This is a genomic window from Johnsonella ignava ATCC 51276, from assembly GCF_000235445.1.
Taxonomy (GTDB): domain Bacteria; phylum Bacillota; class Clostridia; order Lachnospirales; family Lachnospiraceae; genus Johnsonella; species Johnsonella ignava.
The window spans coordinates 1-16,524 of sequence record NZ_JH378832.1 but is presented as its reverse complement, the minus strand read 5'-3'; the positions used below and the strand labels follow the sequence as shown (position 1 = coordinate 16,524).

At 35.6% G+C, this 16,524-nt stretch carries 9 protein-coding genes, 1 rRNA gene, 1 other RNA gene and 1 pseudogene; 8 read left to right on the top strand and 4 right to left on the bottom strand.

The features are described 5' to 3' along the window. The 4 genes and pseudogenes from HMPREF9333_RS13065 to HMPREF9333_RS05930 all read right to left on the bottom strand — a co-directional run. Positions 1–1,350: pseudogene (locus tag HMPREF9333_RS13065) on the bottom strand (hypothetical protein); the annotation flags it as partial. A 99-nt stretch (positions 1,351–1,449) separates the two neighbouring features. Then, the gene (locus tag HMPREF9333_RS05950; RefSeq protein ID WP_040882432.1) at positions 1,450–1,797 is read right to left on the bottom strand and encodes a hypothetical protein; all 348 of its coding nucleotides are present in this window, start codon (positions 1,795–1,797) and stop codon (positions 1,450–1,452) included. Positions 1,798–2,237: 440 nt separating this feature from the next. Then, a complete protein-coding gene (locus HMPREF9333_RS13060; RefSeq protein ID WP_040882429.1) occupies positions 2,238–2,585 on the bottom strand; it encodes a hypothetical protein in 348 nt (115 codons plus the stop codon). 540 nt (positions 2,586–3,125) lie between these two features. Next, a complete protein-coding gene (locus HMPREF9333_RS05930) occupies positions 3,126–7,217 on the bottom strand; it encodes a VWA domain-containing protein (RefSeq protein ID WP_005540582.1) in 4,092 nt (1,363 codons plus the stop codon). 875 nt (positions 7,218–8,092) lie between these two features. On the opposite strand from HMPREF9333_RS05930, the gene ffs reads away from it, so the two are divergent. The 8 genes from ffs to HMPREF9333_RS05890 form a co-directional block, all read left to right on the top strand. Further along, an RNA gene (gene ffs, locus HMPREF9333_RS12545) (signal recognition particle sRNA large type) lies at positions 8,093–8,355 on the top strand. 218 nt (positions 8,356–8,573) lie between these two features. Next, complete coding sequence (locus tag HMPREF9333_RS05920) at positions 8,574–9,650, top strand: 6-phosphofructokinase (RefSeq protein ID WP_005540581.1); 1,077 nt, start codon at positions 8,574–8,576, stop codon at positions 9,648–9,650. Between the two features lie 119 nt (positions 9,651–9,769). Then, on the top strand, positions 9,770–11,389 hold the full coding sequence (gene dnaX, locus HMPREF9333_RS05915; protein ID WP_005540580.1) for a DNA polymerase III subunit gamma/tau: 1,620 nt from the start codon (positions 9,770–9,772) through the stop codon (positions 11,387–11,389). 18 nt (positions 11,390–11,407) lie between these two features. Next, positions 11,408–11,749, top strand: a complete 342-nt coding sequence (locus tag HMPREF9333_RS05910; RefSeq protein ID WP_005540579.1) for a YbaB/EbfC family nucleoid-associated protein — start codon at positions 11,408–11,410, stop codon at positions 11,747–11,749. Between the two features lie 9 nt (positions 11,750–11,758). Continuing rightward, complete coding sequence (recR, locus tag HMPREF9333_RS05905; RefSeq protein ID WP_005540578.1) at positions 11,759–12,355, top strand: recombination mediator RecR; 597 nt, start codon at positions 11,759–11,761, stop codon at positions 12,353–12,355. A 33-nt stretch (positions 12,356–12,388) separates the two neighbouring features. After that, a complete protein-coding gene (locus tag HMPREF9333_RS05900) occupies positions 12,389–15,004 on the top strand; it encodes a tetratricopeptide repeat protein (RefSeq protein ID WP_005540577.1) in 2,616 nt (871 codons plus the stop codon). Beyond that, on the top strand, positions 15,001–15,717 hold the full coding sequence (locus HMPREF9333_RS05895; RefSeq protein WP_005540576.1) for a CvpA family protein: 717 nt from the start codon (positions 15,001–15,003) through the stop codon (positions 15,715–15,717). Before HMPREF9333_RS05900 ends, HMPREF9333_RS05895 begins: the two co-directional genes overlap by 4 nt. A gap of 732 nt (positions 15,718–16,449) precedes the next feature. Further along, positions 16,450–16,524: ribosomal RNA gene (locus HMPREF9333_RS05890) — 16S ribosomal RNA — on the top strand; the annotation flags it as partial.

Sequence of the window (16,524 nt, the reverse complement as noted above, 5' to 3'; positions counted from 1 at the left end):
TTGCATTACTCCGTTTTCATCAAAACAATAGGTATTTACAGCACCTGATGCATCTTTAATATCAGCCCATGCTCTTTTAATCCTGCTTTTATCCTTTAATTCAAATGCCCATTTTTTCCTGTCGTTATCAAGACTTATCCACTTTCCGCCTTCAGTTTCGGCAGCAGACTTATGTGCATATATAATTTTAGATAAAGAGCTAGTTGAACTGCTTGATGAATATACACCATCACTTTTTGAATCGCCTGTTTTTTTATCCTTGGAATAATTTTTATTATTTTCGGTATGATTATCGGATGTATTATCAGGGATATCATTTATATTGCCCTGAGGTGTATTACCGCTGCCTCCGTCATCGGTTTTGGCAGGTTCATATACAGTATATAAGATCATCTGTTCCTTTATAGGTACATCGGTTCCTATTTTTTTATGACCTTCTTTGTCCTTTGACAGTCCGGCAAAATTATATACAATGCCTGTTGCAGGCTCCGTATATATTTTATCTATATCAAGGGCAAGCATATTATATTCAGGAGTATTCTCCAGTGTCTGCCCCGATATTACATTCAGTACATTAACTTTTGACTGTGAATATTTTTCACCGGGCAGGGCACTAACTATTGCAACCCTGTTTGTGTCCTTATACGAGATAAGAATTTTACTGCCTATATCTGAGGTAAAGTCAAAACTTCCTGTAAAATACGGTGTATTAAGCTTTGTATGTGAAGTATCTATTTCAGTTAGGACTGTATCGGTACTGTTTTCATCTTTTTCAAGTTTCCATAATTTATACTCACTTTTTCCAAGCATTTTATTTGGAAGTTTCGCATATACATGGACTTTAGGTGTTGTATAAATATTCGATGCAAGAGGTGAGAATATATCATTTACATATCTTTTAAGTCCTATATCAAGCTTTAATGCCGCTTTTGTATATTCACCGCCGGCAGCTTTTATAGCATTTGAGTCAGAAGCGGTAGGTACAGCTTCATTAAATACAACAGAGTATTTAATTTCCCTGCCTTCCTCAAGAACGGCACGGTCTACCTCATTGCTTATTAAAGCTGTTTTTAAGTCTGTATAATCACTGTTTTCTTCTCCCCATACATTTATTGCAAAGTTTCCGCTTTTGGATTCATAAACAACTCCCGCCTTTGAAGCATTTGAATCGCTTGCTAAAGGAGTTTCTTCATAAACTGCATTTAATCTTATATCCGATTTATTTACCGTTATTACCTGAGTTCTTTCATTTCTGTTTAAATTTATATCTCCATACGCAATGTCCCAGTATTTAAACTTAAAGCCGGACTTATACTCAGGTGCAGTAATTAAGCGTATATCCGGGTTCAAGCAAATCTCTTCTTGAGTTTTTAGGAAGCTTAAGCTCCGAATAGTCTTGTGGGGTAAAGATATAATCGTATGTAAATCATTATTAACTTAACTATATTTCTATATATTTTTCCACAAGATTAAATATAGTGCTAATTCTATAATAAATATAGCCAGTGCAAGTATCAGCATTGTTATTATATAGTTTTTGAGATTATATAATTTACTGTTTTCTTTACACCATGCATTCAGTCTTATTAAATTATACATTCCTATTCCTCCGCCAAATATAATATTAGCAAACAACAACATATACTTCGCAACAAAGTCGGTAGTATCTTTATCATATAAATCACTATATGATATTTTCTTAATTTTGAAATTAATCCATATGATAAAAAATAAAAATAATAAATTTATAATTGAAGCCTGTCGTAATGAAAAATATTTTTTTTCAAAATCATCCATATATTTATACCTCATTTCAGGTGATAGTATTATATATTACAAAAAAGGAAAACTTCTATTTGGACCGTACTTTATATAATCAGATATATGCATTATAATTATAATGAGGCTAATACAAAAAGAAGGTATAATAAGTGTACATATATAAATCACTTTTTGTTTTTGGAATTTTTCCCATAGATGATATCTGTATATATTATATATAGACCATGGTACTAAAAATGCAAAGAATTCCATAATTGTACCTGCAACATCACTTTTGCTCATCTCTGATAATCCTGAAAAATTTAGTATCCATGACAGCCAAAGAAGAGACCAAGCCAAAATACATCCTAATGCAAAATTTATAATCACACTTGCAACTGATGAAAAGAAAAACTTTTCAAATTGATTCATTTTCATTATATTTCCTCTGTTTCTTAAATGTAGATTTATAGTGATTATATATTTTTCCACAAGATTAAATAAAGTGCTAATTCTATAATAAGTATAGCCAGTGCAAGTATCAGTATTGTTATTATATAGTTTTTGAGATTATATAATTTACTGTTTTCTTTACACCATACATTTAATCTTATTAAATTATACATTCCTATTCCTCCGCCAAATATAACATTAGAAAATAACAACATGTATTTTGCAGCAAATTCCATAGTATCTTTATCATATAAATCACTATATGACAATTCTTTAATTTGGTAATTAATCCATATGATAAAAAGTAAAAATAATAAATTTATAATTGAAGCCTGTTTCAATGAAAAATATTTTTTCTCAAAATCATCCATATATTTATACCTCGTTAACATTATAATAATTTCTTTAGATCATAAAAGGATGTGGACCCGGACCGTATTTTATATACTCCGGTATAGACATTATAATTAGAATGAGACTAACACAAAAAGAAGGTATAATAAGTGTACAGATATAAATAACTTTAGATTTTTGGAATTTTTCCCATAGATGATATCTGTATATATTATATATAGACCATGGTACTAAAAATGCAAAGAATATTATAACCATGCCTACAATATCAACTTTATTTAGTCCTGATAATCCTGCAATGCTAATACCAAACATCAGTAAAAAAACACTCAAAGTCAAAATACACCCTAATATAAAATTTATAATTATACTTGCAACTGATGAAAAGAAAAACACTTCAAATTTATTCATTTTCATTATATTCCCTCGGTTTCTTAAATGTAGATTTATAGTAATTATATTTACAGCTGTTGTATTTGATATATACATATCACAGTTTATATCAATATACAACAGCTGCTAATTCACATAATATAATCAGTAAGCTTTATCAGGCTTTAATTTCCGATTAAATTCCCGTCATTTCCAATATTATAATTGTCAGGTGTTTTTTCATTTATATACATAGAGCCGTATGGTCTCTGAGGATAATATTCATTTTCCCCCGTTTCATTATTATATTTTAGATTTCTCTGAATCTCTGAAAAATAATACCACTTGTTATTTATCATCTGCCAGCCTTTTTCCATAACTCCGGTTTGCGGATTCAGATAATACCAGTATTTATCATTATTATCATGGTACCAGCCCTTTTTAAGACTTCCAAGCATCCTTTCATCCTGAGCTTCAAGGAAATACCATATACCGCCTTCATGTGTTATCCAACCGATTTGCATTACTCCTTTTTCATCAAAACAGTAGGTATTTACAGCACCTGATGCATCTTTAATTTCAGCCCATGCTCTTTTTATCCTGCTTTTATCCTTTAATTCAAATGCCCATTTTTTCCTGTCATTATCAAGACTTATCCACTTTCCGCCTTCAGTTTCGGCAGCAGACTTATGTGCATATATAATTTTAGATAAAGAGTTAGTTGAACTGCTTGATGAATATACGCCATCACTTTTCGAATCACCTGTTTTTTTATCCTTGGAATAGTTTTTATTATCATCATGATTATCGGACGTATTATCAGGCATATCATTTATATTGCCCCGAGGTGTATTATCACTGCCTCTGTTATCGGTTTTGGCAGGTTCATATACAGTATATAAGATCATCTGTTCCTTTATAGGTACATCGGTTCCTATTTTTTTATGACCTTCTTTGTCCTTTGACAGTCCGGCAAAATTATATACAATGCCAGTTGCAGGCTCCGTATATATTTTATCTATATCAAGGGCAAGCATATTATATTCAGGATTATTTTCCAGTGTCTGACCCGATATTACATTCAGTACATTAACTTTTGCCTGTGAATATTTTTCGCCGGGCAGAGCGCTAACTATTGCAACCCTGTTTGTGTCCTTATACGAGATCAGAATTTTACTGCCTATATCTGAGGTAAAGTCAAAACTTCCTGTAAAATACGGTGTATTAAGCTTGGTATGTGAAGTATCTATTTCAGTTAGGACTGTATCGGTACTGTTTTCATCTTTTTCAAGTTTCCATAATTTATACTCACTTTTTCCAAGCATTTTATTTGGAAGTTTCGCATATACATGGACTTTAGGTGTTGTATTCGATGCAAGAGGTGAGAATATATTATTTACATATCTTTTAAGTCCTATATCAAGCTTTAATGCCGCTTTTACATATTCACCTTCAACGGATTTTATGGCATTTGAGTCTGAAGCGGTAGGTACAGCTTCATTAAATACAACAGAGTACTTAAGTTCCTTGCCTTCCTCAAGAACGGCACGATCTTCCTCATTGCTTATTAAAGCTGTTTTTAAGTCTGTATAATCACTGTTTTCTTCTCCCCATACATTTATTGCAAAGTTTCCGCTTTTGGATTCATAAACAATTCCCGCCTTTGAAGCATTTGAATCGCTTGCTAAAGGAGTTTCTTCATAAACTGCATTTAATCTTATATCCGATTTATTTACCGTTATTACCTGAGTTCTTTCATTTCTGTTTAAATTTATATCTCCATACGCAAGGTCCCAGTATTTAAACTTAAAGCCCGACTTATACTCAGGTGCCGTGATCTCAGCCTTATCTCCTTCATTTACCGGGGCTTCTTCAGTAGATGCTATTTCAATTTCTCTGCCGTCTCTTGTAATAGAAGAGATAAGACCTCCATTTCCCATATTAAGCGTATATCCGGGTTCAAGTAAATCCTTTCTTGGGCTTTCAGGAAGCTTAAGCTCCGAATAGTCTTGCGGAGCAAGTGTATAGTCCGTATTGCCGTCATTATCGGAGTCCAGTGAAAGCTTAATATCATTTATATCTGATTTGGTAGTTATTACCGTAGTATCAGTTATGGGAACGTTTGTAAAATTAAATTCCTTATCCAGAGTTGCATCTTCATTAAAATATCTTATTGAGTAGTCCATCCTGCCGGTATCGGTACCTTTAAGCTTTATATTATAATCGGCGGCATCATCAATACAGAACATCTTTATCTCTCCGTCTTTACCGCAAAGATCCATGCAGCCGAATGAAGTGCTGTCATTGAAAACTTCTTCGTTGGAGCTAAGCACCTTACCGTCTTTAGATATTTCCGCATCTACAGGGCATGCAACCCTTATAACTATAAATCTTGTAGGGTCGTACTTGGGAATTGCTATATCGGATGAGCCTTTTGCAAGTATATCAATTATCCAATTCACTGAATTACGGCTTGCCGCCTCCGTTCCTTCTGAGGGATTAAAGCCTATAACTCCCGTATGATTTGTTTGAAAAGCTGCAGTTCTTCCGGACGGAAGATTATCAAGATATCCAATCATATTTTCAGAACTTAAAGGTACGGTTCCATCACCTCCATTGTCATATGTTAAATTAGTAATACCATTTTCATCATAGGTTAATCCTGTAACAGTTTTTTCTCCCGTACCTATGACAAAATAAGATTTATCCAGTGTTGCCAGTATATTGGTATTATTTCTTATGATTGAATTATGAAAACCTACAGCTTCATCATATAAATTTTTAAATAGTTTTTTATTTATATTGTAATAATCATCATAAGTCATGCCAACTACCAAAGTCGGCTTAGCTATAAATCCTTCATCTTTATATGTTTTAAAAAGGCTGCTTACATTGCCGGTTGAATTGACTGTCGAATTAAAATACCTTTTTGTGGGCATAAGCTGGGCAATGGAGGGATATGATGTCTTAATGTCTTGTGAAAAACCTCCAAGATACTTCAAAGCAAAATTCCCCCCTATGTTATCAGTAACCTTGGATGTTAATGTGGATTGTATCATCCTTGTAGCACCTTCATACGGTGTTGCTGCCGTTATAATACGTCTGAGTTTATCACTTCCGTTGGCATTTACGTAGGATGAAAGCACCAACCCTCCCATACTGTGGGCAACGACATCTACCTGACTGTAATTTGGATTTGCTTTTAGCACATCATTTATAAATTTATTCAATTTTTCAGAATTTTCTGAATTACTTTTCCTAAAATCATAGGAGAAGATGTATACAGATCTTCTTGGTATTCCAAGTTCAGAAAATCTTCCTATAATACCGTCAATTAATAACTTTGATGAGTCATAGGCACCGTACTCCCTTTTAGATTCCGGAAGCAGAGCCTGATTTACAGGTTTTCCGTTCTCATCATAGTTACCTCTTACACTAAGCTTCTGACTGATTACCATATTTTTACTATATTTACTTATAGCTTTTAATGAATTAAACATACCTTTCGGAATCCAAACAAGTTTTTCGCCCTTAAACAATCTCGACCCCATTATACCCGGCACCACTATTACAGGGCATTTTGAATTATTTATTTTTTTAACTATGTCTTTAAAGGCAAACCTTATTTTAGTAGCGTCCTTTACTTCATAATAACCGTTATTTTGTATATCGGACATGAACTTGTTGGCAAACGGTCTTAATGTCTCATTAAGTTTATGGTAAAAACCTAATGTATACACATTATAGTTGTTTTTCAGATTCTCCGTATAATAGTTATATATGTATGTAGCGTTTTTACCTGTACCCTCACTTTGAAGATCTGCATACCTGTCATCTTCAGCCGGGGGGCTGTGATGTGGCAGTCCGTCAGTCAAGAGGATTATATTTTTTATTGCATCCTCTCTGCCTGTATGGTTATCCAAAAGCTCTTTTGCGGATACCAGTGCATCATATATATTGGTTGCGGATCTTAGCCCTATACTGTCAATGTAGCTATGTAACTCGGATAAGTTGTTTGTAAATTCCTTTTTGCTGTAAACATTTCCGGCGTACAGAACTATTGCCACCTTATTATCATCAGTTGAATCCAGCAAATCATCACAAAACTGCTTTGATGCCGTTTTTACCGCTTCAATGGGCTGCCCTTCCATACTGTAGGAGGTATCTATTACAAGTACTACGTCTCTGGCAACAGACTTATTATTTTCATCGGCATAGGCGTATAAAAAATTTATATTTAAAATATTGGCTGATATAAGCAAAATAGCTGTCAGCACGCAGAAAAACCTTTTAAAATATATTTATGTAAACTTTTTTATTAAATTATTCTTTGAATTCATTTTTTATCTCCTCATAACACTGTATAGACTATATAGCCTATACAAATAGACTTAGATTCGGCTTTATCGTTTCCTAAAGCCTTATAAAATAAAATACTACTGCTTTTTGATGTTAATTATTTGTCCAATGTTAATGTTTTTTATTAATATTTCATGTCGGTAATTACACAGCAATCGACTTTCGACTTACATTAAACATTGGCTTAATACATTTTTACTATAAATACAAAACAAAACTCTGCCATAAAAGCCCTGTAAAAACTGAAATATCCGGTTGTTACGGCAGTTAGTTTAAACGAACATATGATACCACCTCCAATTCACGGCAGCAACTGCAATACAGCTGCTGTTATGCATAGAAACCAAAAAACACATCTATGCTGCATTACTGAGTTCTAAAAAAACTGCATTTCCTATAAATAATCAAACTCTTATAAATCTAAAAGTGTAATTATTACCTTTAAGTTTAAATATTATATCAAAAAAGTCAATTGTGTATTATCACGTTTTTTTAATCTTATTTTCAGTGCAATTTTAAAATATCAATTAATTACATATAAAACAATTCTAATATTAAGAACAATTTCTATATAAATATACAATATTTTATCCCCCGGTATTTATTTTGATATATATATTTAAAAATAAGATGCAGTCTGTTGCTGAATTTTTGCAGTATTTGTGTTAAGAGAATACTATATCAGTGCTATTATACTGTCAGCTGTTTCTTTTTAAAGCATATTTAGAGAGGGGGATAAACTGTAATGCATATGCCACTTGACATGAGTCTTAAAAGGCATTATACTGGTAATCCGTACAGCCGGGGAGATAGCGGTGCCCTGTATCTGCAACCCGCTTTAGCAGAGGTGATATCCTGCCTAGGGTGTCCATCTGTAAGGCTGCCCCGGATAAGTGATGCTGACGTGAGGGTCCTTACGCAACAAAACCCTGTGAACCTTGTCAGGACAGGAATGTAGCAGCAATAAGCGGGAGCTTTTGTGTGCCGTAAGACAGCCGTCGCCGAGTCAACTGTCCGGGTAACGTTTATGGCTGGCATTCAAAGCAGGATGTACGGAAATATAAAAGGCTATGGAAATATTCAAAACACTTTTAATTTAATGTATTGGATGTTTCTATAGCCTTTTAGGTATTTAATTATATGAAAAATTCAAGAAAAATAAATAATTTAGTATTAAAAATGTAACATTTCGCTTGTAAGAGTTTTAAATTAATATTATACTATTATGAGGTGGCTGTTATATTTTTAAAACAGCCGTAAAAGGAGGAAATCTTATGCGCAGAGTAGGGTTGCTTACAAGCGGTGGAGATTGTCAGGCACTGAATGCGGTTATGAGAGGTCTGGCAAAAGCTCTTTACAGCAATTATGAGGACATGGAAATCATAGGCTTTAAGGATGGTTACAAGGGGCTTATAAAGGGAGATTATACAGTTATGGCACCTGAGTGTTTTTCCGGACTTTTAATGCGTGGCGGCACTATACTCGGCACAAGTCGGCAGCCTTTTAAGCTTATGAGGGTTGTTGAGGCGGACGGTATTGACAAGGTTGATGAGATGAAGAAAAACTACAAAAACCTTAAACTTGACTGCATTTTTGTTCTGGGAGGAAACGGGAGCCAGAAGACTGCAAATCTTTTAAGTGAAGAAGGGCTTAACATAATAGGTCTTCCTAAAACTATTGATAATGATCTTTACGGCACCGATATGACGTTCGGATTTCATAGTGCACTTGCTATGGCGACTACGGTCTTGGACAATATACATACTACTGCAGCCTCACATGGCAGGGTCTTTATAGTTGAAGTAATGGGTCATAAGGTTGGATGGCTCACACTTTATGCAGGTATATCCTCAGGTGCCGATATAATACTGATTCCTGAGATACCGTATGATATAAGGATTGTAACAGGTGCAATAAATGAGAGGACACTTCAGGGAAAGAAATATTCAATACTTGCGGTGGCGGAAGGTGCGATTTCAAAGGAAACTGCGAAGCTTGGCAAAAAGGAACAGAAAGAAAAACTTAAAAACAGAAAATATCCTTCTGTTGCTTATGAGGTCGGTGCACAGATATCGGAGCTTACAGGGCAGGAGGTAAGGGTTACCGTTCCGGGGCATATGCAGAGAGGAGGAACACCTACACCTTTTGACAGGATACTCTCAACAAGGATAGGTGCAAAAGCTATGCAGCTTTATAAAGATAAAGAATTTGGAAGGATGGTTGCGGTGTTGGGAGATGAAATCACAAGCATACCGCTTTCTGAAACGGCAGGCAGGCTGAAGACGGTTGATCCGAAAGCTTCTATAATAAAAGAGGCAAGAAGTATAGGTATATGTTTTGGCGACAAATGATTAAACACGGTAGGTATAAGTTTAAAACATTTGTATTAAATAAATTTATTTTATAGATTGTATATTTAAAGCCTGAAAAGTAATGTGTACAAGTATTAAATAAAAAGAAAGGTAAAGGTATGTCATATACCGCATTATACCGCAGATGGAGACCTGCAACATTTGATGAGGTGGTAGGTCAGCAGGCGGTTTGCAGGACCCTTAAAAACCAAATAAAGTCCGGCAGGATCGGTCATGCATATCTTTTTTGTGGAACCAGAGGAACCGGGAAAACCAGTCTTGCAAAGATTATGGCAAGAGCGGTAAATTGTGAAAATCCGGTTAATGGTGAACCTTGTAATAAATGCCCTGTATGCATGAGTATATTAAATGACAGTTCAATGAATGTAATTGAGCTTGATGCGGCTTCAAACAACGGAGTTGATGATGTAAGAGCCATAAAGGAGCAGACATCATATCCCCCCGCTGTCGGAAAATATAGGGTATTTATAATAGACGAGGTGCATATGCTGTCTGTATCGGCTTTTAATGCACTGCTTAAAACGCTTGAGGAGCCGCCCGGATATGTTATATTTATACTTGCTACAACTGAAGCGTATAAAATTCCCGTAACGGTGGCTTCAAGATGTCAAAGATATGATTTGAGACGTATAGAAACAGCTGCTATGGTTCAAAGAATGAAGTTTTTATGCAATGAGGAAAAGATTGATATTGAAGAAAAGGCTTTGGAATATACAGCAAAGAGAGCAGACGGTGCTATGCGTGATGCACTCAGTCTTTTAGACGAATGTGCGGCATTTAAGGCTGGAGAAGCTATAACCTATGAAGATGTGCTTGAGATACTCGGTACTGCCGACACAGGTATATTTAATGAGCTTTTTGAGGCGATACTCGGCAATGATGTTGCCAAAGCTTTATATGTGCTTGATGAGGCATTTATGCAGGGTAAGGAGGCAGGACGTTTTGTGTCGGATTTTATATGGTATATGAGAAATCTGCTTATAATAAAATCCGCTGCAGACTATAAAAATCTGGTTGATATTTCGGCAGAAATGTCAAAAAGCATGTCGGAGTATGCTAAAAGAGTATCAAAATCTTCTTTGATGAGATATATAAGGATTTTTTCAGAGCTTGCGAATCGCCTTAGATCAAGTGAGAGTAAAAGAGTTATGGTTGAACTTGCAACTATAAAACTGTGTACTCCTCAGATGGATCTTGATAAAGATGCCGTATTTGAAAGAATATCAGACATTGAAAGCAGTATTGAAAAGCTCTCAGCCGGATATGGCTCCTTTAATACGGATATACCTCTGAATAAAAATGATAGGGTAGATAAAACAAATGACAAGGAGAAAAAACCTTTAAAAAAGGTACTTCCTAAGGCTGAATATGATGATTTTATGATGCTCAGAGGAGACTGGTCAAGGCTTATCGAGGAGATTGGAGCTTCAGTCGGATCATTTTTTAAGGATACTTATATAGAACCTGTCGGCAGAGAAGTGCTGAATATAGTGTTTACACAAAAGGAATACTATGCATGGGCAAACAGGGAGGATTACCTTGATATAATAAAAGAAAAGGTAAGGAACAAGTACGGCAGAGAGTTTGAATTTAAAATCAGACTTGCTGACGAATATGAGATTGTGAATACACAGTATTTATCACAAGAGGATCTTTTAAATAATGAAGATATAAATATGGATATAGAAATAGAAAAAGATAAAATTGATTTTAATTGATTAAAAGGAGATTAAGATATGGCAAGACGTGGAGGTTTTCCGGGAGGTATGATGCCCGGCAATATGAATAACCTTATGAAGCAGGCACAGAAACTGCAGAAGCAGCTTGAAGAAAAGACCAGGGAATTTGAGGAGACGGAATTTGAAGGCACTGCAGGAGGCGGTGCGGTGCTTGTTAAGGTATCAGGGAAAAAAGAGGTGCTTAAGGTAAAGATAGATCCTGCAGCGGTAGATGCAGATGATGTGGAAATGCTTGAAGATCTTATAATGGCGGCAGCTAATGAGGCGCTTAGAAATATGGACTCACAGGATCCCGGCAAGATGGGAAATATGGGTTTGGGTGCTGATATACAGCTTTAAAAAAACAGTATGGATTATTACAGTGAGTATATAAGCAGACTCATAGAAGAACTTTCAAGGCTGCCCGGAGTGGGACTGAAATCGGCACACAGGCTTGCGTTCCATATCATAAATATGCCCAAGGAGCAGGCTGAAAGCCTGATTTTCTCAATTCAAAATGCAAAAAAAAATATAAGATACTGCAGTTTATGCTGTACATTAACTGACAGAGAAATATGCCCTATATGTGCAAGTAAAAATCGGGATCAAAAAACTATAATGGTTGTGGAAAACAGCAGAGATCTTGCAGCATATGAAAAAACAGGAAGGTTTGAAGGTGTATACCATGTGCTTCATGGAGCTATATCACCGATGCTTGGGATAGGTCCAAATGATATAAAGCTTAAAGAGCTTATAAAAAGACTTGAATCAGAGGTAAAGGAGCTTATTATAGCCACCAACTCTACACTTGAGGGGGAAACTACAGCTATGTATATAGCAAAGTTGGTTAAACCTACAGGAATAAAGGTAAGCCGCATAGCAAGCGGAATACCTGTGGGCGGGGATCTTGAATACATAGATGAGGTTACTCTGCTTAGAGCGCTTGACGGAAGAGTTGAGCTGTAATAATGACAATAATGTAAACAGGAGAAACTTATTATGGATAAATATGAGCTTAATATAAAGGTTGAGCAGTTAAAGAAGCTTGCCAAGTCAAAGGATTATAAAACTGCAATGAAAATAGCGGACAGTATAGATTGGAGAAGAGTTCACAATTCAAGTCTTCTCTCTCTGGTGTCTGAAATTTATGAAAATGTAAATGATTACAGTGAGGCAAAGGAGATACTTCTCCTTGCCTTTGAGAGGGTGCCTGTAGGAAAGCATCTCCTTTACAGACTGACTACACTTGCCTTAAAGGAGGGCAATATAGCCGAAGCGGAAGCTTATTATAATGAGTTTAATGAACTTGCTCCTGAGGACAGCAGAGCGTATCTGCTGCGTTATCTTATAATGAAGGAAAAGGGTGCACCGCTTGAACAGCTTATTACTACTCTTGAGGCATATAATGGCATAGAAATTAATGAAAAATGGATGTACGAGCTTGCGGAACTTTATCATGATGCTGGGCGTTCGGAAGAATGTATAAAAACCTGCGACAGCATAATGCTTATGTTTGGTTTTGGAGAGTATGTTGAAAATGCTATGGCACTTAAAACGGAAGGTGAAGGAGTGCCTTTAAGTGAATATCAGCAGAGCTTAATTGAAAATAAAGATCAACTTGAGGAAAGATTTAATGAATCTGCTGAAGATGACGATATACTGCCTAAAACTGCATTATATGACAGGCATGAGGACGTTTTGGAGCCGAAAAGCGATGATTACCGCAGTGAGGCTGTACAAAGCGAAGAAACATCAGAGCCTGACAAGTCTGCAGAAAATTCATATGATGATTTAAACGGTGCTTCTTATAATAACGATACACAGCCTGAAAAAGAATCTCAAGTTAATAATTCGGATTTTAATGAAGATGAAACCGATGCATATATGAGGGAACTTGAAGAAAGAGAAAGGCTTAAAAGAGAGATTTCCGATATAAAAAATGATGGTAAGGCAGAAACCTTTGAAGCTGAAAAAACAAAGGTGCTTGATGATATTAAATCAGTTATTTCGATAGAGGAACAGCCTGAGGAAAATGTAAAAAGGGATATAGCAGAGCAGGAAAATAATATAAGAAATGCGACGGCACAGGCGGAATATAGAACAGCTCCTATTGAAGGAGCCGGTGCAAATGGGTATTTAAATTCATTTGAAAGTTATACGGATATGAGGAACGACACGGCTGTAGATGCGTCTTCATCAAATGCCGCAAATGAGTCCCCATCAAATCCATCAAATAATGAAGCAAACAGCATGGGTGTTGATCTGATTGAGCTTGATGATTTTGACGAGCTTTTAAACATAAGTATGATTGAAGCAAAAGATCCTGAGGAAGGTTTAAATACGGCTATATCAAGGATTAAAAAAGCTCATGTAAGAACAGGCAAAAAGAATCAGGTTATTAAGATAAAAGCGCAAAAATTAAATGAAAAGGGAGTATTTGCCTCATTTGAAAGAATAGGAGATAAGGATCTTATAGTTGAGGAAGCCGGAGATTTAAGTAAGAAGAGTATAGAAGATCTGCTTGATATACTTAAAGATTTTCCTGATGAGCTTAATATAGTATTTATAGATAATCATCTCCAGATAGAAATGCTGATTGATGAATATCCTGATTTTGCAAAGCTGTGCGGTATAGATCCTCAGGCGTATATAAAAAGGAATCAGGATATAAGAGAGGCTGGAGACGGTGAAAGCGAGATGCCTCAAAATCAGGATATGGTTCAAAATGCCGCTCCTGAGGAAAATACTGTAAAACTGGCAAATGAAGGGGTATATGCTGCCCGGGAACAGACGGTTGATAGCGCACCGGTTGCAGGAAATGAAGACGTTTATACCAGCGGGCAGCAGGAGTCGGAATATATTGACAGTTATGCAGAGGCTTCTGCGCAGGTGTATGAAAATAACTTCGGTTTAGATTCAAAAATACCGCAGGATGATTTAAATGCAGACAATTATGAAGATATGCCGGCAGCCGGCGGTTTTTCCGGGCAGGCATCGCAAATGCCTCAGGAAATGTATCAAGAACCTCCTAAAAAGAATATTTTCGGTGATGATATAGTACAGGAAGGAGTGCCTGCAAACAGCCCGGATTATGACTCTCAGGGTTATGATAATATGTATAATGACAACATGGACTATGGCAGTGCCGGTTATACTGATGAGGGCTATGCTTCTCAAGGCTATGAACAAAACGGATATGATGCTCAGTACCAGGGTGAGCCTGCTTATGATGAGGCGGGATATAATCAGAATATGGATGAGGGCTATAATCAAGGTTATAACGAAGGCATGGAGATGCAGGACGGCGGTATGCGTGATGATGCTTATGAGACGGAAGAACTCAGCACAGAGGCTTTCAGTGAATATGCAAGTCAGTATGCAACTGCTATAGACTGTGTTATAAGCGGGAAAAGCATGAATGCATTGATTGAAAGGGCTGAAATGCTTGAAGCTGACGGCATGGCACTTACAAGGAAAAATGCGGAAGCACTTATAGAGGCGGTAGCTGACAAAGCTGAAAAACCACCGCTTACAAAAAGGTTATTTGGAATATTCTCACCTAAATATAATAAAGACGGATTTTTAATACTTAAAGAGGAACATTTTCTGTCATGATGGAATGGCTTACAGTACACTGGCTTACTACGGCAGTATGTATATACCTGATTGCTATGACTGCATACGGGTATTACAGAGGTATATTTAAAATTATGCTTTCAATTTCTCTGGTAATTATAAGCCTGATTTTTTCAAATATAGCGACTCCGTATATCGGAAAATTTTTAAAAGAAAATACCTCACTGCAGCAGGACATTAAAAGACATATAGTTAAAGGGCTGAATTTACAAAATAATATATCCAATGAAAGTATGGAAAGTCCTGATGTAAATGCTGAGATTTCATTGCTAAGTATTCCGGAGGATTTTAAAAAGGCTTTGCTAAAGGGCAATGATAATAGAATATGGGAGAAACTCGGTACAAATAAATTAACTGAATATATAGGGCAGTATACAAGTCAGATAATAATTAATATCGCATGCTGCCTTATAGTATTTATATTAAGCATGATACTGCTTCATCTTCTGATGGGGCTTGCTAAGTTATTTGAAAAAATACCGGCAGCAAAAGGTGTTGATCGCACAGCAGGAGCGGTAGCCGGATTTGTACAGGGTATGATATTGTTATGGGTTGCAGGATTGGTTGTAAGTGTTTCTCTCGGTTCAAACTGGGGAAAATCTGCATACGGCATGATTTCAAACAGCATGTTTCTTTCATTTTTATATAAATACAATCTATTAACCTATATCTTTAGAAGTATTTTTTATTAATATATTTCAGGGGTTAAAATAATTCGTTAGTTAAAAGTTTAATCCCGTGTATACTTACTTTTATCATCTGTTTTGTATATAAACTGTAAGTAGTCAATATAAATCATCTAACCAAAACCGTAAAACAACTTCTAAATTTAAATAATTCCTATCCCCCAAATTGACGGTTTAGGAGTTGTTTTTTCTGAAATGGAAGTTTTTATAAAATGTTGAGGATTAGTTATTGACAAGCAAAATAAGAATCCTGTATAATAGGCGTTGCATGGGTATCCGGTCTTATCGCTTATTTACTTTTTGCATTATTTTATTATTAGTATATAAGTCATCAATATGATCTGTTTTCAGCATAATATGTTTACCGTAGATTTTTTTACGGTGAGTATAAAAAACAAGATTAAAAATCATAGGAGTTGGACAAAAGGGACTTGACAGCAAAGTTTCTCCATGCTATACTCTAAAAGTTGCTCCAAAGAGCAGAGAACCTTGAAAACCAAAGATTAAACAGTACACACAACCCTGAAATTTCTTAAAAACAATAAGAAATGCAGCATGTATAAATTTATTTATATATATATTGTATATATATGTATACTTATGTATATTATTTATAAACTGAAATTTAAGTTTATAAATGCTGCACCTTGCCGCAAAGAAGCGGCAGGTTTCAAGGAACGAAAACCTAAAAAACCAAGTAAAAAAGGAAACAAATGCCGGCAGGCATAATGAGAGAATCAAACAGAGAGTTTGATCCTGGCTCAGGATGAACGCTGGCGGCGTGCTTAACACATGCAAGTCGAACGGAGACTT

Excerpts from the sequence above, each read along its gene's own strand:
- HMPREF9333_RS05950 (WP_040882432.1), bottom strand. The coding sequence starts at position 1,797 with ATGGATGATTTTGAAAAAAAATATTTTTCATTACGACAGGCTTCAATT.
- HMPREF9333_RS13060 (WP_040882429.1), bottom strand. The coding sequence starts at position 2,585 with ATGGATGATTTTGAGAAAAAATATTTTTCATTGAAACAGGCTTCAATT.
- HMPREF9333_RS05920 (WP_005540581.1), top strand. The coding sequence starts at position 8,574 with ATGCGCAGAGTAGGGTTGCTTACAAGCGGTGGAGATTGTCAGGCACTG.
- dnaX (WP_005540580.1), top strand. The coding sequence starts at position 9,770 with ATGTCATATACCGCATTATACCGCAGATGGAGACCTGCAACATTTGAT.
- HMPREF9333_RS05910 (WP_005540579.1), top strand. The coding sequence starts at position 11,408 with ATGGCAAGACGTGGAGGTTTTCCGGGAGGTATGATGCCCGGCAATATG.
- recR (WP_005540578.1), top strand. The coding sequence starts at position 11,759 with ATGGATTATTACAGTGAGTATATAAGCAGACTCATAGAAGAACTTTCA.
- HMPREF9333_RS05900 (WP_005540577.1), top strand. The coding sequence starts at position 12,389 with ATGGATAAATATGAGCTTAATATAAAGGTTGAGCAGTTAAAGAAGCTT.
- HMPREF9333_RS05895 (WP_005540576.1), top strand. The coding sequence starts at position 15,001 with ATGATGGAATGGCTTACAGTACACTGGCTTACTACGGCAGTATGTATA.